This window comes from Paenibacillus sp. FSL E2-0190 (genome assembly GCF_037992965.1).
Classification (GTDB): Bacteria; Bacillota; Bacilli; order Paenibacillales; family Paenibacillaceae; genus Paenibacillus_AQ; species Paenibacillus_AQ odorifer.
Genome location: NZ_CP150306.1, coordinates 2,984,022 through 3,007,419 on the forward strand (window position 1 = coordinate 2,984,022; position 23,398 = coordinate 3,007,419).

At 42.0% G+C, this 23,398-nt stretch carries 20 protein-coding genes; 16 read left to right on the plus strand and 4 right to left on the minus strand.

All coding sequences use genetic code 11. The features are described from left to right. Positions 1-1,629 carry a response regulator gene (locus tag NST25_RS12875; protein ID WP_340394135.1) on the minus strand — a complete coding sequence of 543 codons (1,629 nt, stop codon included), beginning with the start codon at positions 1,627-1,629 and terminating at the stop codon, positions 1-3. 262 nt (positions 1,630-1,891) lie between these two features. Between NST25_RS12875 and NST25_RS12880 the strand changes: the two genes are divergently transcribed. From NST25_RS12880 to NST25_RS12915, 8 genes are all read left to right on the plus strand, one after another. Continuing rightward, entirely contained in the window at positions 1,892-3,283 is a 1,392-nt protein-coding gene (locus NST25_RS12880) for an extracellular solute-binding protein (protein ID WP_076183515.1), read from the plus strand. A 129-nt stretch (positions 3,284-3,412) separates the two neighbouring features. Further along, complete coding sequence (locus tag NST25_RS12885; RefSeq protein ID WP_052097471.1) at positions 3,413-4,261, plus strand: sugar ABC transporter permease; 849 nt, start codon at positions 3,413-3,415, stop codon at positions 4,259-4,261. 12 nt (positions 4,262-4,273) lie between these two features. After that, the gene (locus NST25_RS12890; protein WP_051491452.1) at positions 4,274-5,161 is read left to right on the plus strand and encodes a carbohydrate ABC transporter permease; all 888 of its coding nucleotides are present in this window, start codon (positions 4,274-4,276) and stop codon (positions 5,159-5,161) included. 58 nt (positions 5,162-5,219) lie between these two features. Beyond that, on the plus strand, positions 5,220-6,137 hold the full coding sequence (locus NST25_RS12895; RefSeq protein ID WP_340394137.1) for a dihydrodipicolinate synthase family protein: 918 nt from the start codon (positions 5,220-5,222) through the stop codon (positions 6,135-6,137). Positions 6,138-6,145: 8 nt separating this feature from the next. Continuing rightward, the gene (locus tag NST25_RS12900) at positions 6,146-6,832 is read left to right on the plus strand and encodes an N-acetylmannosamine-6-phosphate 2-epimerase (RefSeq protein WP_038570497.1); all 687 of its coding nucleotides are present in this window, start codon (positions 6,146-6,148) and stop codon (positions 6,830-6,832) included. After that, a complete protein-coding gene (locus NST25_RS12905) occupies positions 6,825-7,832 on the plus strand; it encodes an ROK family protein (RefSeq protein WP_340394139.1) in 1,008 nt (335 codons plus the stop codon). Before NST25_RS12900 ends, NST25_RS12905 begins: the two co-directional genes overlap by 8 nt. A 700-nt stretch (positions 7,833-8,532) precedes the next feature. Then, complete coding sequence (locus NST25_RS12910) at positions 8,533-10,098, plus strand: PQQ-binding-like beta-propeller repeat protein (RefSeq protein ID WP_340394141.1); 1,566 nt, start codon at positions 8,533-8,535, stop codon at positions 10,096-10,098. Positions 10,099-10,179: 81 nt separating this feature from the next. Then, entirely contained in the window at positions 10,180-11,586 is a 1,407-nt protein-coding gene (locus NST25_RS12915; RefSeq protein WP_081391841.1) for a GNAT family N-acetyltransferase, read from the plus strand. Positions 11,587-11,639: 53 nt separating this feature from the next. Here NST25_RS12915 and thyX read toward each other — a convergent pair whose 3' ends face one another. After that, positions 11,640-12,356 (minus strand): FAD-dependent thymidylate synthase, encoded by a 717-nt coding sequence (thyX, locus tag NST25_RS12920; protein WP_038570515.1) that lies wholly within the window; start codon positions 12,354-12,356, stop codon positions 11,640-11,642. After that, positions 12,353-12,889 (minus strand): GNAT family protein, encoded by a 537-nt coding sequence (locus NST25_RS12925; RefSeq protein ID WP_076275817.1) that lies wholly within the window; start codon positions 12,887-12,889, stop codon positions 12,353-12,355. Before NST25_RS12925 ends, thyX begins: the two co-directional genes overlap by 4 nt. A 167-nt stretch (positions 12,890-13,056) precedes the next feature. On the opposite strand from NST25_RS12925, the gene NST25_RS12930 reads away from it, so the two are divergent. Beyond that, the gene (locus tag NST25_RS12930) at positions 13,057-14,298 is read left to right on the plus strand and encodes a stalk domain-containing protein (RefSeq protein ID WP_340394142.1); all 1,242 of its coding nucleotides are present in this window, start codon (positions 13,057-13,059) and stop codon (positions 14,296-14,298) included. Between the two features lie 119 nt (positions 14,299-14,417). Further along, the gene (locus NST25_RS12935) at positions 14,418-14,606 is read left to right on the plus strand and encodes a hypothetical protein (RefSeq protein ID WP_036686376.1); all 189 of its coding nucleotides are present in this window, start codon (positions 14,418-14,420) and stop codon (positions 14,604-14,606) included. Positions 14,607-14,748: 142 nt separating this feature from the next. Here NST25_RS12935 and NST25_RS12940 read toward each other — a convergent pair whose 3' ends face one another. After that, the gene (locus NST25_RS12940; protein ID WP_340394145.1) at positions 14,749-16,038 is read right to left on the minus strand and encodes an adenylosuccinate synthase; all 1,290 of its coding nucleotides are present in this window, start codon (positions 16,036-16,038) and stop codon (positions 14,749-14,751) included. Positions 16,039-16,153: 115 nt separating this feature from the next. Between NST25_RS12940 and NST25_RS12945 the strand changes: the two genes are divergently transcribed. The 6 genes from NST25_RS12945 (at position 16,154) to NST25_RS12970 (ending at position 22,962) form a co-directional block, all read left to right on the plus strand. Further along, complete coding sequence (locus NST25_RS12945) at positions 16,154-17,032, plus strand: LysR family transcriptional regulator (protein ID WP_036686616.1); 879 nt, start codon at positions 16,154-16,156, stop codon at positions 17,030-17,032. A 49-nt stretch (positions 17,033-17,081) separates the two neighbouring features. After that, positions 17,082-18,323, plus strand: a complete 1,242-nt coding sequence (locus NST25_RS12950; RefSeq protein WP_339190749.1) for a molybdopterin-dependent oxidoreductase — start codon at positions 17,082-17,084, stop codon at positions 18,321-18,323. A 152-nt stretch (positions 18,324-18,475) separates the two neighbouring features. Next, positions 18,476-19,219: a hypothetical protein gene (locus NST25_RS12955; protein WP_076217794.1), complete on the plus strand. Its 744-nt coding sequence runs from the start codon at positions 18,476-18,478 to the stop codon at positions 19,217-19,219. Between the two features lie 13 nt (positions 19,220-19,232). Then, positions 19,233-20,921, plus strand: coding sequence for a VWA domain-containing protein (locus tag NST25_RS12960; RefSeq protein WP_076279088.1), 1,689 nt, complete (start codon positions 19,233-19,235; stop codon positions 20,919-20,921). Between the two features lie 24 nt (positions 20,922-20,945). Continuing rightward, positions 20,946-22,085: a toxic anion resistance protein gene (locus NST25_RS12965; RefSeq protein WP_076279087.1), complete on the plus strand. Its 1,140-nt coding sequence runs from the start codon at positions 20,946-20,948 to the stop codon at positions 22,083-22,085. Between the two features lie 154 nt (positions 22,086-22,239). Beyond that, positions 22,240-22,962: a sensor domain-containing protein gene (locus NST25_RS12970; protein WP_076183547.1), complete on the plus strand. Its 723-nt coding sequence runs from the start codon at positions 22,240-22,242 to the stop codon at positions 22,960-22,962. The last annotated feature ends 436 nt before the right edge of the window (positions 22,963-23,398 follow it).

Sequence of the window (23,398 nt, forward strand, 5' to 3'; positions counted from 1 at the left end):
TTACCACCCCGATTGTTTTCTATAGTCTGATGGGGTCATGTTGGTGAAGAGCCGGAACGTTTTAACGAAATGCTTATAGCTCTTGTAACCACACATTGTGCAGACATCGGTCACTAGAATTTCCGGTTTTTTTAAGCATTCCTGCGCGTATTCCATACGGATTTCGGTTACAAATCGCATATAGTTCTTATCGAGTTTTCTTTTGAACAGACGGCTTAAATAAGAAGGGTTATAGAAAAAGCGATCCGCTACCATTTGTAGAGTAATATCTTGATCAATATTAGCTCTAATGAAGGATTTAATATGTTCAAAGATAATCACATCCTGCTGATGGTTATCCGTCAGACCTTCGGTATATATGTTCCCCAGATGAACCATCCAATTCCCCAGCCACTCGAACATGACCTCAAGGGAGTGAAAATCCTCAACAAAAGTAAGGTTTAATAGTTTATCGCTGTACACACCATCCCTATGAATGTGGTTTTTATTAGCGAAGCGGATAATGACACTTATGATTTCTTGTACATACGCAAGCCATAGATCAGGTGAAGGGAAATCTGCTTTATGCAAAATATCTTGTGCCAATCGTTGCATTAATTGTAGAATTTCTTGTTTATTGGCATTTTCGATGCAGGAGATTATTCGTTTCTTATCGTTGTCATCTAGTTGGATAAGCATTGGTTTAGTAGCTGTGGCGCCTGCCTTTATGGAAGAGATATGGAATATATTCTGTTCATTCTGATAGAAGCGTTGATATAACAGCTTTTCAGACTCGTGAAGTAATGAAGTGATTTGAGACAGTTCGTTCGTCACTGTACCTATGGCAAGATAAAGGGCAAGATGACGTTCTAACGTAAGCTTGTTCAAATGCTGATCGAGTTCAGTAAGTACTTGGGTCTCAAAAGGGACAATGCTCGTTGCAGTCTGTGATCCCATGACTATTAGCCCGTAGAGTTTGGATTTAGCAGCATATGTAAAAATAGATCGTGGCAGACTCGCCGGGAGATAGGCCTCCGTTGCAAGATGTATGAACTTAGTCGCCTGTTCTCGCATCCACCTTGTGGATGGTGAAGGTGTTTCTCTGATAGGGAAACCTGCCAAAACAAAAGGGAGATACAGATAATGTTTACTTTTAAAATTACATAATTCAGCGATCAAATTAGTGTCAATTGCAGGTTGTTCTTCTTCGAGTAGTAGCTTTATAAGTTGTGAGCCTTCCAGAGTAGAACGTATCCTTTGTTCTTGTTGTTTAAGTTGCAGCTTGTTCATGCATTCTTGAATCACGGTTAGGCTTTCTTCATATTCCAGAGGTTTGAGCAAAAAAGCATGCACACTCCCAAGTTTAATGGCTCGTTGAGCGTATTCGAAATCATTAAATCCTGTCAAAATAATAAACAAAGTATCAGGAAGGAATTGGCGAAGCTCTTCTATCATCTGAAGACCATCCATTTCGGGCATGCGAATATCAGTGATCACTAAATCTGGCTGCTCACGTAGTGCGGTAGCGACGCCTTCTTTTCCATTCTCCGCTTCAACAATACTCTGAACACCAAGCTCCTGCCACGAAAAGTAATGTTTTAATCCCGTCCGTATTAACGGTTCATCCTCTACAATCATAAGCTTGTACATGAAATCCCTCCGGAAGACTAGATTTATAGTGGATTTTTCAACAACGATATCATCAAATGTAAGTTATAAGCTAAAAATTAAAATAATTATAGGTGAAATATGTAATGTATTATAACATTGAAGAGGGGCTGAAAGAAGGTATAGGTCAGAATACGACCCTAAATGTAAAAGGAGTGGGATTCTCCTGAATTTATAATTGATTTATGATTAGCGCAAGGAATGAGAAAGCATTCTATTCCACAAAAATAATAGGGGGTAGCACATGAGAGCAATGAAAAAAGGGCTAATGAGCATTGTTGGTGTCGCACTTTTAGGTACACAGTTAGTTGCATGCGGAAATACGAATACAGCGAATTCCGCTAATGAACCAAGTAATAATACTGATAAGAGTGAGCCCGCGGCCACTGAGACTGCTGCTAAACCAGTAGAAATAACATGGTGGAATTTTCCGAGCTTTCAAGCTTTAGATGGTGAAGTTGGCAAATATGAGAAGGAAATCATTGCAGCTTTTAATGAGAAGAATCCGGAAATTAAAGTCAACCTTGAGATGATCACCTTTGAAGGCGGCCCTGAAAAACTGAATGTGGCAATTGCTTCGAATACCGCACCTGATGTAATTTATGATGCTCCTGGACGGATTATTGACTGGGGTAAAAAGGACTTATTAGCACCTCTTAATGATATGGTGACCGATGAAGTGAAAAATGATATTTCGGAAGCCTTTTGGAAACAGTCTAGTGTTGGCGAAGAGATCTTTATGTATCCGATCAATACAGCTCCTTTTATGATGGCGGTAAACAAGACCGTTTTTGAGAAGATTGGCGCGCTAGATTTGCTTCCTCTGGATAAGGAAGACCGAACTTGGACGTTTGAAGAATATAAGAAAGCGCTGGAAGCTGTTAAAGAAAAAGCACCTGATGTTATTCCTACCGGATTCTTCGCGAAGAGCCAGGCTGGAGATCAAGGAACTCGTGCATATCTTGCTAACTTAGGTGTATCCAGATTTCTAAATGAAGATAATTCCGCAGTCGCTATCAATACTGATAATGCTGCAAAAGCGTTGGATTGGATCGTTCAAGCTACAAAAGATAAACTTAGCGTTTCTGGTGCGGCTTCCCTTGCGGCTGCTGACGTGAACGACTTATTTTTACAAGGGAAATTAGCCTTTACACTCAACTATTCTGCAGTACTTAAAGCTCAGAACGTATCTAAAAAAATGGTTGAATTCGAAGATGTTCTGCTTCCATTCCCTACTTTAGATGGATCGGAACCTAAGCTTGAACCTTACCTCGGCGGTATGGCTGTATTCAATAATGGTGATGAAGCTAAGATTGCAGCTTCTAAGAAGCTGATTGATTTTATTGCTAATGATCCTGTATGGGGGAAGAAAAACTTGATTCAAACAGGTGGTTTGTCTGTTCGTAATTCGATTACAGGCCTCTATGATGATGCAGAGTACAAATACGCTGAGTATGCTCGTAAATTCACAACAGATGCACCTACCATTGCCGATGGATATGCTGATATTCGTACCTTCTGGTTCCCTGAATTACAACGTGCTTTAACTGGAGGAGCAACCGGTAAAGAAGCTTTGGACAGCTTTGCTGCAAAAGCAAACGAAGCGATTACGAAAGCAAAGGCTGCAATGAAATAAAAAAAGTGAATGGTGTCCAAAAGAATAGAGTGCGGGAAGCACTCTTTTCTTTTTAAATCATCGAAGAAATGGGGAAGGACTGTGGGGACAACGGTTCGCAAAATAAAAGGTTATGTGATTCGTGACTGGATGATGAGTTATCTCTTTTTAGTGCCGGCATTTGGGTTTTTCCTGCTTTTTGTAGCTTATCCGATGGTGAAAGGGGTCTATATTAGTTTCTTTGATTACTCCTTGAGAGATTTCAGCTTTATTGGCCTCGATAATTATATCTCCTTAATAAAAGATGATAACTTCAGGAAGTCGATGGGAAATACATTATTGCTTGTACTCATCACCGTACCCATCGTTATTATTTTCTCGTTATTTATCTCTATGAATATTTATAAGAAAAAAGAGTTTGCCAGATCGTTTTTCCGCGGAGTGTTCTATTTGCCGGCTGTATCCTCGGTCGTAAGCATCACAGTCGTTTGGGGCTGGATCTATCATCCGAACTATGGGATTCTAAATTATTTGACCAGCTTTTTGGGAATGGAGCCTATATCCTGGTTAGGAGATACGAGGACTGCACTGCTTGCTATTATTGTGGTTCTGATAACGACCTCTGTAGGGCAGCCGATCATTTTATATGTGGCATCTATTGGGAACATTCCTACTTCTTACATAGAAGCAGCTGAGATTGATCGAGCGACGCCTTGGCAGATTTTCCGGAAAATATTATGGCCAATGCTAATGCCAACGAACTTATATATTATCGTGATTACCACGATCAACACCTTTCAATGTTTTGCACTAATTCAGTTGCTCACCTCGGGTGGACCTGTGTATAGCACATCGACTGTTATGTATGGCGTTTACGAACAAGCCTTTATGCTCGGTCATTTTGGATATGCCTCGGCGATGGGTGTCATCCTTGCGATTGTGATCGGGATCATTTCTATCATTCAATTCAAATACTTTGGCAGTGATGTTGAGTATTAAGGAGGGGACATCATGAATTCTACGAATCCGTTAGAACTGAGAGCACCTATTGGCCAATCTAAGAAAGTAAGCAAATGGAAAAAAGAATTGACGATTCCAAAAATATTAGCGACCATCCTGTTGATTCTAGCAACGTTGTTTTTTATCTTCCCTTTTTATTGGGTGGTTTCAGGGGCATTTAAGCTTCAGACTGTGGCAACAACGATCCCCCCGGAATGGTTTCCGGCTAAGCCGACTCTGCAAAACTGGACCGAGTTATTTAAGAATCCCGTTGAGCGCTGGATGTTTAACAGTTTCATCATTGCTTTTTGTGAAATGGCAGCGATTTGTATCGTTTCTTCCTGTGCTGGATATGTGCTAGCCAAAAAGTCTTTTCCTGGCCGAGGCATTATCTTTACGATGTTTGTTGCCGCTATGGCATTGCCTAAGCAAGTTATTCTTGTCCCGCTGTTTACGATGCTTGCAGATTTTGGGTGGGTCAACACGTATAAAGGGCTTATTTTACCGGCGATTGGCTGGCCATTTGGAGTCTTCCTAATGAAGCAGTTCGCGCAGACGATTCCAGGAGAATTAATTGAAGCAGCCAAAATAGATGGCAGCTCTGAAATTCGTTTGTTCGGAACCATCATTTTACCTTTGTTAAAGCCTGCAATAGGGGCACTGGCAATCTTTACTTTCATCACTTCTTGGAATGATTATTTCAGTCAGCTGATCATGACCAGATCGACTTCAATGATGACATTACCACTTGGGGTAGCGACTCTTCGGGGTGAATTCACAACAAACTATGGATTGCTTATGGCGGGTGCTGCGTTAGCCTCTATTCCTATGATTGCAATTTTTCTAATGTTCCAAAAAGCCTTTACCCAAGGGATTACTATGGGGGCTGTAAAAGGCTAGTTATTCTTATAACAACGAAAATTAATAGTAATGAATTAAACGATGGAGGCTGTAATTTATGAAATTATATGATCTTGAATCCTTTAAAGGCATTATTATTGCTATGTACTCCAGTTATGATGCTGAGGGGGAAATCGATAAAGAAGCAGCCCGAAAATTAGCTCGTCAGTATGCTTCTACGGGAGTAAAAGGTCTTTATATTGGCGGAAGCTCTGGCGAAGGTATGCTGCAATCTGTAGAAGAACGCAAACAAATGCTCGAGGCAGTTATAGCAGAGGTTGGAAAAGAGCTTACAATCATTGCTCACGTGGGTGCTCCATCTACAAGAGACAGTGTTGAACTAGCTATCCATGCTGAGAAAGTTGGCGCACATGCCGTATCGGCTGTTCCTGCGATCTATTATCGTCTGTCTCCGGACAGTGTTGAAAGTCATTGGCAGGCAATTATTAATAGTACAGCGCTTCCATTTATTATCTATCACATCCCGCAAACTACAGGCTTTCAATTATCGAAAAGCTTGCTGATTAAGATGGCAGCTCAGGATAAAGTGATCGGGGTGAAAATTTCGGCGGAGAGCACGTTTGAGCTTCAGCAATTTAAAGCCGCAGGCGGGAAGGATTTTCTAGTCTTAAATGGACCTGATGAGCAGTATTTGGCGGGCCGCAGTATTGGGGCAGATGGCGGGATTGGTGGAACTTATGGGGTGATGCCAGAGTTATTCCTAAAAGTGGAACAATGTTATGTGCAAGGAGAGATGGCTGAGGCGCAGAAATGGCAGTTTATCATCAATGATCTCATTGTTGAATTGCTATCCTTTCCTTCATTATATGGTGCGTGTAAAGCGATCCTTAGTGTGCGCGGATTTGAAACAGGTCAGCCAAGAATGCCGCTTTTACCGATTAAGGATTCCGATCAGGAGCGGGTGGAAGCTCTGAACAATAGAATATTAGATTATATTCTTGAAGCGAAAGGATAGGGTTAATAATGACTCGAATAAGTGATATCTTTCCGGTGAAAGGTCTGATTGTTTCCTGTCAGGCACTTGAGCATGAGCCGCTTCATGGTGGGGATACAATGGCTAAAATGGCAAGAGCAGCGGTTCAATCAGGAGCTATAGGAATCCGGACAAATGGTGTTCCAGATATTGTAGCTATCAAAAAAGAAGTAAATGTACCGGTCATTGGACTTATTAAACGGGATATTCCCGGATCAGCCATATTTATAACACCAACCTTAGATGAAGTGAAGGCGATTGTTTCTGCAAAAGCAGAGATTGTTGCGCTTGATGTAACGAATCGGGAAGAACGCTTAGAGTCAGTAAAGCCATTAATAGAATATGCACATCTGAGAGGTGTGCTGGTTATGGCGGATATTTCGACATTTGAGGAAGGGCTTGCCGCTGAGAAATTAGGTGTGGATTTCATCGGTACCACGCTTTCAGGCTACACCCCATACAGTACACAGCAGGAAGGACCGGACCTTGTCTTAATTCAACAATTAAGCAAATTAGTGAACATTCCTGTTGTTGCGGAAGGACGGATATGGACACCGGAAGACGCAGCAAAAGCTAAGAATGCGGGGGCATCCTATGTTGTTGTAGGAAGTGCAATTACTAGGCCGCAATTGATCACTTCGAGATATGTTAAGGCCGTGAGCAATTTCAATGACTGACGGAGGTGAGTCCGCGATGGAAGGGTATGATCCTCATATAGAATATGCGATCGGAGTAGATATTGGCGGCACGAAAATTAATGCCGGACTCGTCTCTTCACAAGGGGACGTTTTACATACTGTAAGCCTAAGCACATTGGCTGGACAGACGAAAACAATGGATCGTATTATACTAGCAATTCGGACATTAATGGATGAAATAACAGCACAACAAGCGGGAATTCAGCTCCAAGGAATTGGCGTAGGATCGGCAGGGCAAATGGATTGGGAGGCGGGGCGTATCCGCTCCGCTTCGGAGCTTATCCCTGGCTATGCTGGCACAGCTTTGAAGGAGTTGCTTCAAACACAATTTCAACTTCCAGTAATCGTTGATAATGACGTGAATGTATTAGCAATAACAGAGAAATATTTAGGTTCAGGCAAAGAGGTAAAAGATTTTATCTGTCTTGCCCTTGGTACGGGCGTGGGTGGAGCGATAGTCGTAGACGGCCATCTTGTCCACGGTTCTTGGGGTGGGGCTGGAGAGTTAGGCCATATGTCCGTAGATTTCAAAGGGCCTGCATGCGTTTGTGGTGGAACAGGCTGCTTAGAGCAGTATGCTTCAGGCACAAGTATCGCACGTCGCATGCGCGACAAGCTTTTATTACATAACCAGTCCCCAGAGAATGTAGACTCACGGGAAGTGATAGCGAGATGGCGGGCAGGTGACTCTCTGGCTACAGCGTTAATGGAAGACACGATTGCTGCGCTCGGATCCGCGATTGCTTCATTAATCCATATTTTTAACCCTAAAGTCATCGTCATTGGCGGTGGAGTTGCTGAAGCAGGCGAACTTTTGTTTGAAGGCATTAGAAGGGAAGTAAAGGGCAGAGTAATGCCATCGATGCTGGAAAATGTTCGTATTGAAGCAGCCTATCATGGTAATTTATGTGGAATGATCGGTGCGGGGCTGCAGATGTGGGAGTATAGTCCCGATAAAGTAAAGAGAGCAGAGTTATAAGGGGCTATTCACCATCTATCTGTATAGAAAATCACGGGGAGCAATACGTAGAAGCGAGTTTAATTGTACATCGTACAACTATATTTCTCGAATCCCTCCAGCCGATGGGTATAAGTGTATTTTGTACAGCTATTTTCTTGATTTACAGCCTTAGTGGTGGCTTCTCGTGTTTTTAGTTGTAGAAAATGCAACTAAAGTCAAAATGATTGCATTCGCCTACGAAATAACTGTATAGAATACATTTATTCTATTTCTCAGATTCCCCTGAGTGCGGTAAAAACAATTGAACCATTGAAGATTGATTAGTGTTTTGGGATTGGTTAAATTTTTAAATAATTTAGTTAGAACCACATGTGAATAATACTCCATGTGGTTTCTTTTATTAGTTATAGCCCGCCCCAGTACCCACTGCCGAATAAACCTTTCGTTCAACCATCAACACATCTAATCCATGTTATGGGAAGCAGTTTTTCGCTTTTTACGTTGAATTTATGATGATGATTCATTAATGTGAGCATATCACACGATATCGCTACGACGAATTCAATGTGTCCAAAGACTCGGGGAAATTCGACCTTAACTGGTCCGGCTCGGATAACTTGTTTGACCAAACCAGCCTAGCAAGATTTTAATTAGGCTTAAGGGATACAAATTTTCCAGTTTGTATCCCTTAACTTATATAACAAAGGATGGGAAAATTATGGTCGATTATAATAACAACGAAGGAATAGGCGGTTTTCAACAAGGCAGCTATCGTCCATTAGCCATTCATCCCATTGAGGCGAATTGGACCAGACAATCCCGATTCAGAGCTCCAACATCGCTTTCAGTTTTGAAGCGAGTTGTTGACTCGGGGCGGCCGGATTTTTCATATGGATTAAGCTCGTTTACAGTGAATGAACAAAGGAGAGCCATTTTGGCTGTGGGGCAGGGTGATTTCGAGCTTAATCATCAATACGGCAAACTGTTTCGGGTTTGCTTTGAATCTGACACTGTGGAGCTGCTATTGGAGACTAAGGCATCCCTTATGTCTCCCCTGCTGATCAGCCCAGCCTCCATTTTAGTTGCGACCAATAGCATTCGAGATAATCAGCTCATTTCGGTTGACGAAAACGGCCAGATAAATTGGAAGACTGCAGTGGATGGTGTACCGTATGGCAGGCCGGTGGTAAACAGCGAAGGGTATATTTACCTGTGTACATATGAAGATGAGTCACAAATTATTGGGAGACTCTATGCTTTTGATGCGGATGGAACCATAAGATGGGTTTACAAGTGCTCGTCCATATTTTGGTGCGATCCGGTTATTTCCCGTGAAGAAATCATATATATTGGTCAAAATGTGAATTCCAAACTTTATGCTTTTAGTCCTGATGGAGAGTTGTTGTGGGAGAAACCGATGGGTCAAGGAGAAGGGCACCGTCCCCCTGTCATAGATCAGGATGGGGTTATGTATGGGTGTCTTTCTAGCCAGTTATATGCCATTGCTCCGGATGGCGAAGTGAAATGGATATACCAACCGGAGGAAAGCTACGTTGACACCAGCCCTTCCCTGGGCGCAGACGGTAATTTACACGTAAATTTGACCGGCGGGGAATTCATTTGTTTAACGCGAAACGGTGAACAGCTATGGAGAGCGGAAACTAAAGGTTTTGCAATAACTCAGCCAATTCTCGGCCGATGCGGCAACGTTATTCAAAGTCGCTTAATGGATAACTCGATTGAAAGCTACTCCGTTGTTGATATTTTTTTCCAAAAAGGAGTGCATTTAGCAGAGACCGCAATCAAAGGTTCCATTCATTCGGTGATTTTGGCAAATGATGAAGTGATTTACGTCCTGTCCTCCTATTGGACGGCTAAGATGGAGCCTAAATGGGAACTTCATTTGCAAATCTCCATCGGGCAGTCCCAAGGTTGGACAACAGTACTGGGGGAGAAATTCAACTGGGAAACGATTGGTGAAAGCGCCAGATCTTTGTCTAACTTGAAGGAGCTGAAGCAAAGCGAACTTCAATCCGATATTATTGAGCAAAAGAATATTCTTACTGAAAGATCAGATGAGGAATTGTTGACTTCACTTCAGCACGCAGATACTAGTGAAGCGGATATAAGGTGGTACTTGACGGAGAATACGCTGGGGATAAGTGTGCAGATTTCTCATGCTATCGGAGATCATGCTGAGTTTGAAATCAAGTATGACAAACTGAAGTTTAAGCTGAACACTTTTCTTTTTTCAGAAATAATAGAGCCTATCAAATTCCCTTGATTTAATAGAATAATTTACCGATAATGTTAATGGGGGAACCCAGAATCAAATCCGTCATGAAGCAGGAGGCACTATCGGACAATGATGACTTTAATGAACATGGTGCGGGGAACGGAGAACGATCTTCCTGCTAAAGAGATGATTAAGTATTGGAATCATGAGCCTGGAACCTTAAAGATGGTAAGGGCCAGCAGCAATTTTATTTATACCTTTCAGTGGAATGGTAACCGCTTTTATTTAAGGTTTACTCATGAAGAGGATAATTCTCCAGACAATATCCAGGCAGAGCTGGATTTTATGATGTATTTATTAGAACAAGGTTATGAGACTGTCTCTCCAGTGCGTTCTAAGTCTGGCAATTGGATTGAAACGTTGTTAACGGATCACGGGCGATACCACGGGGTAGTTTTTGAACAGGCCCAGGGTGAATATGTTTCACTTGATGAGATGAAGGAACCTCATTTTTATCAATGGGGCCAATCGCTTGCACGTCTGCATAATTTTTCGGAAACCTATGCACCGAGCACACCTTATCGCAAAAGCTGGGTCGATTCATTGAATTTTATTTATTCCGTATTGAGCAGGCATCCTGAGGAGCATAAGGCGCTTAAGGAATATGAGCGGATTGAAGCTTGGCTATCAGAGCTTCCTTTTGGAGTAGGGCATACTGGGCTCGTACATTATGATTTTGAGATGGATAATATCTTTTATATGCAAGAAGAATCCCGCTACAGTGCCATCGATTTTGATGACTCTATGTATCACTGGTTTGCGATGGATATTACATCGGCGTTAAGAGACCTGACGGAATCGGATGATAATGAGAGTAGAAGAAACATTGACCATTTTATTAATGGATATAGATCGGTTAAGCAGCTAGATGATGAGTATATGAAGTTGATACCTGAATTTCAAAGATTTGCAGACTTATACAGTTTTGCTAGATTACTTCGGTGTATGGAGAATACGGATGATTCTATTTTCCCGGATTGGGCGAAACAGCTTAAACTGAAATTAGAAAGAGTTTGTGACCGATTACGAACCGGCTTTCAAGCACATATAGTGCTGAAGGATATCACTGAAAAAAACTGGTACGCTTGTACTCAATTAGAAGTATCGGATGAGCAAAAGGCTATTTTTCCTGTACCAGTGGTCTATTGGTTAGCAGAAGCAGCTTATTGTGGTATGACCCCGCTCGCTTTATACGCAGATGAAGAATTGGTAGGTTTCTCTGTGTATAGCGTAGATCCTGAGGATGGAAGTTATTGGATTATGGCTTTTATGATTGACCAGAAATATCAGAACAGGGGTTTAGGCAGAACGGGTATGGATACCTTAATTCGTTATATTAAAGCAGAACATCATTGTGACAAAATCGTTATTGGCCATCGGATCGAAAACGAACGTGCTACGAATTTATATACATCACTCGGGTTCGTTGAAGTCAGTAGGGACGAGTTTGAAGTTATACGAGGGTTGGTAGTGTAAAAAGGGAAAAGCCGCCAAGGGTTTGGCGGCTCTTTTTTATATTAGGAAATAAATTAATCTACAGAGCCGGTTGTCAGCAGCTGATCAAAAGAGACAGGGAATAGTGGCTCAATTAGCGATAAAATTGCTTTTGCATACTCCTGAATTTCTTTCTGAGCGTCATGCTCCAGTCTTTGATTTAAAAAATGGGCTACAGATTGAACTGAAGCTGTCCAGTACCAACGAACGAATAATCCATAAGCAGGTAGAAACAGTCTTGCTTGTTCAGCACATATACCATCTGCTAAAGCTGCTTCATACTTAGATAATCCTAACTCGGTGTATTCTTGAAGCTCACGGGTGTATTTTTCACCAAGCTCCCATGCAATGATGTCACCACTGCCTTGTTTGGAATTCTCTGGTTTGGATCTCCATTCTCCCGCAGCAGGTTGATAAAAAACGGGTTCTTCTGTTATGTATCTGCGGCTGGATTCGTTCCAGGCTTCCAAGCTATCTCCAGTACCTTCGTAATGAGCAGAACCGACTACGTATTTCCACCACTGTCTCGCAACCATTAATGGGGCATAAACCTCAAATTGTGTGATGGCATGGCGGAAAGGAGAGGTATGTCCTTCACGGGCAAGGAATTTTATTAGTTTAATATCCCGATCACTAAGCTCAAAAGATTGTTTTGCATAAGAAACACGCGCAGCGTTAGCAACCGTTAAATCTGAGCCCATATGATCTACTAATCTTACATAACCTTCATTTAAAACTTTGATTGTTGTCAATTTAATGTAGCCTCCTTTTCCAAAGCAGAGTAAATGAGTTCGTCACACCATTGTTGATTGCAAAATCTAGTCTCTCTGAGGATTCCATCCCTAATCATTCCTGCTCTAATCATAACTTTTTCAGATTGAAGATTCTCTGCATTGGCATAGGCAACGACTCTATGGGCATTAAGAGAGCTAAAGGCGTAGCCTATCAGTGTTTTGACGGCTTCTGTCGCATAGCCCATTTTCCAGTATTCCGGCAGTAGGACCCAGCCAATCTCCCACTCTCTGATCTCTTCCCAATTTAACTTTATACTTACGTTGCCTATGGGGGTTCTATTTTGCTTTGTACATACTGCTAGATCATAATGCTCACGCGGATCGCTGGTAGTCTGAGTCAGAATCGAAAGGAAGTTCTCTTTAATTTGTTTTGCATCTGGTGCGGTGTTTTCATATTTGTGAGACAAAGGATTAAGTTCCAGTTCTTCATAAAAAGAAAAATCATCGCTTGTATAATCTCTTAATATCAATCTGTCGGCTATTATTTCCATGAGTTAATACCTCCTAATCCATGATTATAATGGAAGACTCTGTAATTATCACGGAGTAAATTCACTAGAAATACAAAAAAATATTTCTGTAAATTTTTCTCTAGTAAAATTGTGGAATTGTGATACAGTAATTAAGGTTTATATATTTAGAGGGGGATGTAAGGAAAATGAAAGCTATTAAATGGAGCATCACTGCAGCGTTAGCAGTATCTATGTTGGGTCCAATACATACAGTGAAGGCGGCAGATACGCGTAACGTCGATTACGATCAAGGTAGTATTTTACGGAGTGCCAGTTCAGTTTCGTCATCATACAATGAAGGCAATCCGCAGGTTGAAGATTTGATTTTTCAGATGGATGCGACCGAAATCACTGTTGGGGACAATGTTCCGGTACAAATCTATGCTAAAGATGCCGATGGCATATCTGAACGCGTTCCGTTAGCTCAAGCAAATGTCGTAATTGAAAAACCTTATTTGCTGCAAAAGCAAGCCGATGGCACAATGAAAGCCTTAGCGGTAGGAGAAACGAACGTAACGGTCATTTCAGGATCAGATACCAAAACAATAAAAGTTTCGATCAGTGCGGACCATGATATTGATCAAGGTGCATTTGTTAATGGAACAATGTATTTGCCGGTTCAATCGGTTTTTCAAACGTTGGGAGCAACAGTCCAAGTTAATACAGCAACTAAAATCTTTAGCATTCGCCTAGGAGATTTGCCAATACAGCTTCAACTCGGAAGCGATATTGCAATGGTGAATGGTGCGAAGGTCAAAATGAGTGGTAAAGTGCAAAAGATCGACGGATCTACAGTTTTTCCTGCCACGCTTTTAAAAACTGCACTGTCAGCAGAGTTAATTTGGGATGGAAATTATCAGACGATGGAGATCTACTTCGGCAAAGCAGAGTTGTTCGCCTATACGAAACAAACTGCGCAGATTTTTAAGAAGGAAGAACAAGGAAACCTCGTTAAGTTCATTGGAAAAACATATTGGCTCAATCAATTCGACTCCGATTATAAGTTCCAAAAAGTCACTATTGTAGATATTCTACCTGATTATGAAGGTGAATTCGCCATTTCATTTAAGGTTTTATCAACGGGGCAAATTCTTAACTCTTATACAATGTCGGGGGATGAGTTGATCCGTACATTAGGAAATAAAGAATATTTCTTAACAACGGATCCATTTAAGACCTATAAGTGGTCAGATGCGATTTGGAGTAAGATTAAAAAGAGCATAGTTGCTACTGGGATGACCAAGCAGCAAGTGGAGTTTAGTTGGGGTAAGCCAATAAGTAAATCCACATTATCAGGTAGTGGCATTCAAGTGGAGACCTGGCAGTATGGTAATTATAACTATGTTACCTTTACGAACGGTGTTGTCTCCATGATTTATACGAATTAATTCTTCCTAACTTCTGCGTTACTTTAGTCATAGAGCCTGTCTTTGCGACATATCATTTTGGAGAAGCACTTTCAGAATTAAAGTGTTGACTATTGTTGGCCGAAATGAGGGGTTTATTCATGGCAAAGTCAAAACGTGGACATGCACTTTGGAATTTACCATCAAGGGGCAGGGGCACTTGCCCAATCTGTCAGAACACCCGTATTAAGCTGCTTTATCCCAAGAAAAAAACGGATGGAGCAGTCGTTAAGGTCTGTAAACGCTGTGACAAGGCTCCGCAGACGAAAGTGGATGCCGTGTTGATTTAAAAAGAGTACACAAAAAGAGGCTGTCTCAAAAGTGGATTTTTCTACGTATGAGGCAGCCCTTCTCATGAATAAAACAAAGAAGCGCTTCTCTAATAAGAGAGGCGCTTCTTTTAAATTCTACAGAGATTTAGTACGTATATGATTATTTCGTTATCCGATTAATGACCTGTTCGCGTCTAGGACCCACGGAAATCGTAGTAATACGCGTGCCAATAGAGGTTTCAATAAAATCAATGTAAAGCTTAGCTTGTTCTGGCAGATCTTCGAAGTCGGTGATCTGAGAGATATCGCAGTTCCAGCCAGATAAATGCGTGAATATCGGTTTTGCAGAGTTCAGTTTATTCGTAGCCGGGAACTTGTCGGTGATCTCTCCATTTTCAAGCTCATAAGCCACACAAACTGGAATCTCATCCAAATAACCAAGCACGTCAAGATTAGTCAACACGACTTCAGTGGCACCCTGCATTTGGCAACCGTAACGAGTAGCTACAGCATCAAACCAGCCCATACGTCTAGGACGGCCAGTCGTAGCCCCGAATTCCCCGGCATCGCCACCTCTTGTACGAAGTTCATCCGCAACGGGCCCTTCTAATTCCGTAACAAAAGGTCCAGCGCCGACACAACTGGAATAGGCCTTGGTTACAGCGATGACATTCGTGATAGCTGCTGCAGGAAGACCGGCACCGACAGGTGCAAACCCGGCAAGTGTTGAAGAGGAGGTGGAGTAAGGATAAATACCGTGATCAGGATCACGCAGAGCCCCAAGCTGACCTTCAAGTAAGATAGTCTCTCCCTTAGCATAAGCCTCTTGCAGCAAGTCTGTTGTATTGGCTACATAAGGCGCTAGCTGTGCAGCTTCTTCTTGCAGCTGAATCATTAATTCCGAGATTTGGATCGGCGCTTTCTTATATAAATGCTCAAGTAAAATATTTTTGGAAGCGAGTAATTGTTCAAGACGTTTCTCAAGTCGGGCGGTATCAAATAAATCCGCTACCTGTATGCCTAGCTTTGCATATTTATCTGCGTAAAATGGTGCAATTCCCCGTTTTGTTGAACCGAATCCTTGAGATCCCAGACGTTCCTCTTCTAGTTCATCAAACAAACGATGGATTGGAAGCACGATTTGCGCCCGTTCGGATACGAATAATCTAGGCTTTGGCACACCTCTATCCGTTAAAGCTTTCAATTCTATTATTAAGACTTCTGTATCAAGTGCTGTTCCGGGTCCAATAATGTTTGTAACGGAAGGATAAAATACCCCAGATGGCAGCATATGCAATGAAAATTTTCCATATTGGTTTATGATGGTATGCCCAGCATTACTACCACCTTGAAAACGAACGACAAAGGAAGATTGTGCAGCTAGCACATCCGTCATTTTTCCTTTTCCTTCGTCGCCCCAGTTTGCTCCTACAATTGCAATTACGGTCACGCGTTTTCGCCTCCCAAGCTTGTTTTTGGCTACAGGACTAAGTATAATGCTAGTTAAATCATTAGAAAAATTGATATAAGTTATATCTATTATAAGGTGGAGTAATGACGTGGGGATGGACATTAATTTGGAGTGGTATCGCTCTTTTTATTGGGTAGCGAATACTGGGAGTTTAACTGCTGCGGCAGAACGACTCAATATTACACAACCGGCAGTAAGTCACACGATTAAACAATTGGAAGAAAAAATGGGCGGCCCGTTATTTTTTCGCACTTCTCGCGGGGTCGATTTAACAACAGAAGGAAAAGTACTGCTAAGCTTTATTGAGCAAGCCTTTCATCATGTAGACATGGGCGAAAGAGCGATCGCAGATATGAACAATCTGAACAGCGGCGAGATTCATATCGGAGCAAGTGACACCTTATGCAAATATTATCTGTTACCTTTTTTGGAGCAATTTCATGAACAATTTCCCAATATCCGCATTCATATTACGAATCGTACGACACCAGAAACACTTACGCTTTTAAAAGAAGGGAAAATTGATTTTGGTATCGTCAGCTTGCCGACATCTGATAAACAGATTGATTTTCGCAAAAGTACTCAGCTTCAAGATTGCCTGGTAGGGGGCAAAGGTTTTCGTCATTTGGCGGACAAGACCATGCCGCTTGCAGACATTCAACAGTATCCGTTGTTATGCTTAGAAGCGGGTGGCAGCACCAGAAAGTATATGGATCAGTTTTTAGCTTCTAATCATCTGACGATTACACCTGAATTTGAACTGGGAAGTGTGGATTTGCTTGTTCAGTTTGCGAAACGTGGTTTTGGCCTTGCTTTTGTTATTCGTGATTACGTAACCGAAGAATTGAAGAAAGGTGAGCTTGTCGAGATTCCTCTGGACCCACCTTTGCCAGAACGTAACATAGGAATTGCTACCCTGCGTGGAGTTCCTCTTACAGCTGCTTCAAAGTCTTTTCTAACATTATTAGAGTAGAATCAGGAAAGAGCTATTAGAGCATACATAGTGAAGAGGAGGAAAGGTAATGAATCCTTTACTGGCTCGGCTGCGCAAGGGATACGGGAAAAAGCTTCGGGCGCTTCATACCTGGAATGGCTGGCTGGTTGTGTTGCTCACACTCACAGGACTTGTACTTGTAGGTGGCTTCTGGCGTGGCTTCTTAGGGGAAGGCAGAGTATGGATCAAAGGGCTTCATATCGTGGTCGGTGTCGCTTCGATCATTCCGGTTATTTATTATTTGCTGCTGGCAGGGAAACATTGGAAACAACTGAAGGAGCGGCCTTGGCAACGTTTTAATGTAATCGTTGTACTTTCATTGCTGCTCGGCTGGTTCGTTTCAGGAGTACTACTCTGGCAATTCCGCGTGGTGGGTCCACATGTATCGAACGTTGCTCTGATCGTCCATGACTTATTGACCTGGATAGGCCTTCCTTATATTATTTATCATTCTTTGACTCGGGTAAAATGGCTTAAAGAACCGAGCCGGCGGATAGTGAAAAGTGGCATTGAGACAGGCAGCCCTTCGAATCATCGGGAAACCCCGCAGCCGGTTTATACACGTAGAGCTTTCATACGCGGATCGATTGGTGTTGGGCTTGCGGTAACTATAGGTCCATCGTTTATAAAATGGCTCGGCAGTTCAATTGGAAATATCGGAGGCAGCGAAACAATTGATAAGCTGATCGAAAGTGATCGTAATCAGTTGTTGCCTGCACCCCAGCCACTGGCGGCATCCTCACCCCCTCTCGGAGGAGGGGCGCAAGGACAATTCCGTGTTTACACAGTCACTCCGATTCCAGAGTTTACGAACAACAATTGGTCTTTTACGATAGATGGGCTTGTGGAGCAGAATTTCAAGTGGAACTGGGAACAGTTCGTAAAGCTGAAGCGGACCGTTCAGGTGAGTGATTTTCACTGTGTGACAGGCTGGTCAGTCTATAAGAATACCTGGGAAGGAATCAAGCTAAAAGATCTTTTGAGTCAGGCCGGTGTGAAGCCCACAGCTAAGACTGTGAAATTCTATTCGGGTGATGGTGTATACACGGATACGCTCACATTGGAACAAGCCGACATGGATGATGTGCTGGTCGCGGTAATGCATGATGGAAAGCCGATTCCTAGCGATCTCGGCGGTCCTGTACGGTTAATCGTTCCGAAGATGTTCGCATACAAGTCTGTGAAGTGGCTGAACCGGATTGAGCTGATCGAAGGCGATCATACGGGATATTGGGAGCAACGCGGGTATTCAAATGATGCGTGGGTATAAAATAGGGATCGTTAACCTTAATGGGCTTATTGCCTGTTAAGGTTTTTTTGTTGATTAATTCCTTATTTTTTTAGCATATAGCAAATGAAGAGACGTAATAACAGAAATTGCTCCATACAATAGAAGTGACTGGGATGCAGGAGGTGGTTGTGATGAACGGGGTTAGAGCCATAAAGCTGTTGGGACTTATTCTCGGTGTGGTACTACTGAACATTATCGTGTTGTCACCAGGTTTATTAGGGGTGGAAATCGGAGGAACCAGTGTATTTGAAATAGCTTTAGGTGTGACATTGTTGTTTGTTAGTCTACTTGTTGTTCTTTACGGAAGTTATATTTTATTGTTTAAACCTTCATCTATCCCTGCTGTGAAAACACTGAAATCTTATGAGGATTATATAGCCGCGCTTACTCAATACAAAAATGTCAAAGTGCTGAAAAAAGACATTGCGCTTGCTCTAGATCAGATATCCCGGATGGAAAAGAAGAGAAGTACCTTGTTAGATGTTTTAGGTCAGAGATTCGAATCCACTGAACTTAGCTTCAAAAAATTTAATGCAGTCAGTTATGAAGTAGCAAAGCTTTTTTACCTGAACATTCGAGGGATTCTGAATAAACTCAGTGTATTTGATGCCTCAGAGTTCACCCTTTTCTCCAGCCAGCATAGACCCTCGCAGTTCTCAGATAAACTGGTGCAAAAAAAGACAGCTTTGTACAATGAATATTTAGCCTACGTAACAGGGTATCTTGGGGCAAATGAAGAGATTCTGCTGAAGCTGGATAAGCTGCTGCTGGAAATATCGCTACTTGACAGTACAGATTATACAGATGTTGAAGAGATGCCTTGTATGAAGGAAATCGATGAGCTGATCAAGCAGACGAAATTCTATAAGCAATGAAGGGGAGATGTGTATGGCTAATAAAGGAAAAACAGTAGCAGTTTTAGGGACCATTACGGTGGTAGTTTTTGCTCTCGTGTATTTTGGAATCACCTTGACTTCTAATATAGGAAAAACCAAAACCCAGATTTCTTCCGAAGATGCGGGGAAGCAGCTTGAGAAGCTATATAAGAACATAAACGTGACCACTGCTGAGCAAATCAAAGGCCAGATTGATCTGGATCCTGTCGCGATTGGGGATTCACTACCAGATATCTCAAAGTTTCCTGTATCCGTAGACAATACAACAGATAGCTTTGTAGAGATATTTTCTTCTACAGAGAAATCAGGAACGGGTAATGATGGTTGGCTAAATGAAGTTGCTACAGATTTTAACAACTCTAATATTGAGGTGAACGGGAGTCATGTTTCTGTGAAAATCCGTAATATTGCTTCAGGTACAGCGACAGATTACATAAGATCTGGGAAGTATGTGCCAGATGCCTTTACCCCTTCAAATGAGCTGTGGGGCGAAATGGTAAAAGCAAACGGGATGAACACTCAGCTAATCACTAAACGTCTTGTAGGTAATGTAGCTGGTATTGTTACCAGTAAGGCGAAATATGATGAACTAATAGAGAAATACGGTTCTTTAAACGTCAAGACGGTTACAGATGCCATAGCAAATAATGAATTATCAATGGGCTATACCGACCCTTTTGCCAGTTCTACGGGTTTAAACTTTCTGGTAACAGCGCTTGGGACGTTTGGCGGTTCAGACTTACTTGGTGAGCAAGCGGTGCAGGGCTTTGAGAAATTCCAAGCAAATGTTCCCTTTATTGCCTCAACCACTTTACAGATGCGAGAGGCTGCAAAAACCGGTAAGCTTGATGCTTTTGTCTTAGAATACCAGATCTTTTTGAATGCAACAGATTTGAAAGGGGGGTATGTATTCACTCCTTTTGGTGTAAGACATGACAGCCCGCTTTATGCTTTAGGTGATCTTCCTCAGGAAAAACTCGATATTATTAAGAAGTTTGCTGAGTTTGTTGAACAGGATAAATACCAGGAGCTGGGTGAGAAAAAAGGCTTCAATGGTCTTAATGATTACCAATCAGAGCTTAGTACAGTGGATGGCAGTCTCATATCCTCAGCTCAGAAGCTGTGGAAAGAGAAGAAAAATGGCAATAAACCTATCGCCGCAGTATTTGTGGCAGATGTCTCAGGAAGTATGAACGGGGAACCCTTGAACCGCTTAAAGCAATCTTTATTAACAGGCCAGAAGTACTTGGGCAAGGATAACAGCATTGGTTTTGTCTCTTACTCTGATAACGTTACAATCAATCTTCCGATTGGAAAATATGACACGAACCAGCAGTCCATGTTTGTTGGTGCGATTGACAGTCTACAAGCAAATGGGGGGACGGCTACTTTTGACGGGATCGCGGTAGCCATCCATATGCTTCAAACGGAATTACAGCTAAATCCGGATTTGAAGCCGTTGATCTTTGTATTAAGTGATGGAGAGACCAATGAAGGGCATTCCTTGAATGATATCAGAGGTCTTATTGAGACCTACAAAATCCCGATTTACACGATTGGCTACAATGCGAATATTAAGGCGCTTGAGAGTATTTCGAGTATAAATGAAGCGGCCAACATCAATGCAGATACAGATGATGTAGTCTATAAAATCGGCAACCTGCTCAATGTTCAAATGTAAGCTATTTTTTATAGGAGGGGTTCTATGTCGTTTACCATGGAAGTCGTAAGTCAGGAAAAGCTGAAATCAGTAATTGAAGAGCAGGTCAAACCTGAGCCTGAGGAAGTATCACAACTGAAAACACTGGCAGTAAACAATGTCTCCGCCATTCTGGATCTGAATTTAGAGTCACTGGATAAGCGGAAAGCGGTGCTGCAATCCATTGATAGCTTCGGTATGGAAACGATGAGATCCTCTTCGGACAAAAACTCCCTGTTGCAGGTTTCAGTGGGGAATTTATCAAAGACAGGGGATGAAGGCGGCCAAGTAGCAAAAGGTTTGACGGAGCTTAATCTCCAGCTGAAGGATTTGGATCCCAGTGCAGTAGATTTTGCCAAGACGGGTTTTCTTGGGAAGTTCTTTAATCCATTACGTAGTTATTTTGCTAAATATCAAAAGGCGGATGCTGTCATTTCAGATATTATAATTTCTTTAGACAAGGGTAAGACCGTTTTGAAGAACGATAATACTACGCTGGAATTTGAGCAACAGGCACTTCGGGAACTTACAAAAAAGCTACAAAAAGAAATTCAGCTCGGCATGCTGATGGATCAGGAGATAGAGACGCAACTGGAAGCGGCTAAGCTGCGTGATGAGGATGAGGAGAAAGTTCGGTTCATTACAGAAGAAGTGCTTTTTCCGTTGCGGCAGCGTGTCATGGATTTGCAACAGATGCTTGTAGTGAATCAACAAGGAATTATGGCCATAGAGGTGGTTATTCGAAATAATAAAGAGCTGATCAGAGGGGTGGACAGAGCTAGAAATGTTACCGTGTCTGCCTTGAAAATATCGGTTACGGTAGCTAGTGCGCTGTATAATCAACGAATTGTTTTGAAAAAGATCGAACTTTTAAATCAAACCACCGATAGCCTGATCAGCGGTACCTCAAAAATGTTGAAAAACCAAGGGGCGGAAATCCATAAACAGTCGTTAGAATCAAGTATTTCAGTGGATACATTAAAGCAAGCTTTTACAGATGTGCTATCCGCTCTCGATTCCATCAGTACTTATAAGCAGGAAGCTCTCCCCAAAATGCGTGAAACCATTAATCAGTTCAGAGAGCTGGCAGATAATGGCGAACAGCAGATTGTGCGGCTGGAAAAGGGAAATAAGTTGGGGCTGTAGCCTAGCAAAATCATAAATCCGGTTAATTATGCGCCTTGAGCAACAAATCCTAGCCTTTAGTCTGGTATGACTCCAGCCCCAAGACTGTTTTGAGCCTTCTTTTTCCCACGTATAATGAGATTAATTGAAAAACGTGAGAGGAAGGACAATAGAAATGAATGATAAGTTATACACTATGCCGATGGGAGCTCTTGATTCCATGCATATTCCAGCAGAATCACAACCCCAATCCAAAACGCGCAAACGTGGAGCAAGTCCAAAGACATATCGGAGTATTTTATACTTCTTAATCTCTTTGCCGCTTACGATTGTATATTTCGTGTTTATGGTGACAGGGCTGACGTTATCCATTGCGTTAACCCCATTATTCATCGGAATTCCTTTGTTTTTTGCAGTAGCTAAGGGATTGGATTACATCGTACAATTTGAGCAAGAGCTGGTCAGATCATTGTTAGATATTCCTAGACCTAGTGAAGAGGCCAGATCGGATATGCAGCTAGAGGGAGCGGGCTTCCTGCAACGAATGAAGTTAGGTTTTCATGGAGCGAAGTTTGCCCGTAACGTCATGCTGATTATGGGGCGATTCGTATCCAGCATTATTTTCTTTTCAATAACAGTAACTGTAGTAGCGGCTGCACTGGGCCTGATTACACTACCTGTGCTGCACCAGATTTTCTTGCAAACCATGGATTTGAACATTTTAGAGAATAGTGTGTTTGCTTTGTTCCAGATCGACTGGACATTATCCCAACAATATATCTCCTATGTAGTAGCTGGATTTGTTGTTGCCTTGTTAGCAAGTTGGGTGATTCGTATGCTTATGGATGTGCAACGTAGAATGCTGTTCGTATCCTACGAGGAAAGACAACAGTACTAATTGGAAAGAAGAGATTGTCTCAAAACAACCCTTTCTGAATCAGAATAAAACACCAGACAATGATCCTTCAGTTCGTGAAGAATCATTGTCTGGTGTTTTTGGTCTGCGGGGAGGTTTGCTTTTGCAAATGATGAGCTAGTGGAAGCTGACTGATTGCTTCTTTGATTTTTTTGGTGTCGGATGTTGGTGTGGGATGTTGAAGGAATCTGCGAAATAGCTGTACTTTGTGCAGTTATTTCGAGTGCCCAAAGAATAATCCTGACTTTAACTGTACTTTATACAACTAAAAACTAGAGAATCTACTTATAAGGGAGTAATTTCAGAAAATAACTGCACGAAATACACTTATATCCAGTGATCGAGCCTTCTGTTTGATTATAGTTGTATGAAATACAATTAAACTTGAGCGCTTTATAACGCTCCCCAACTTGTGAAA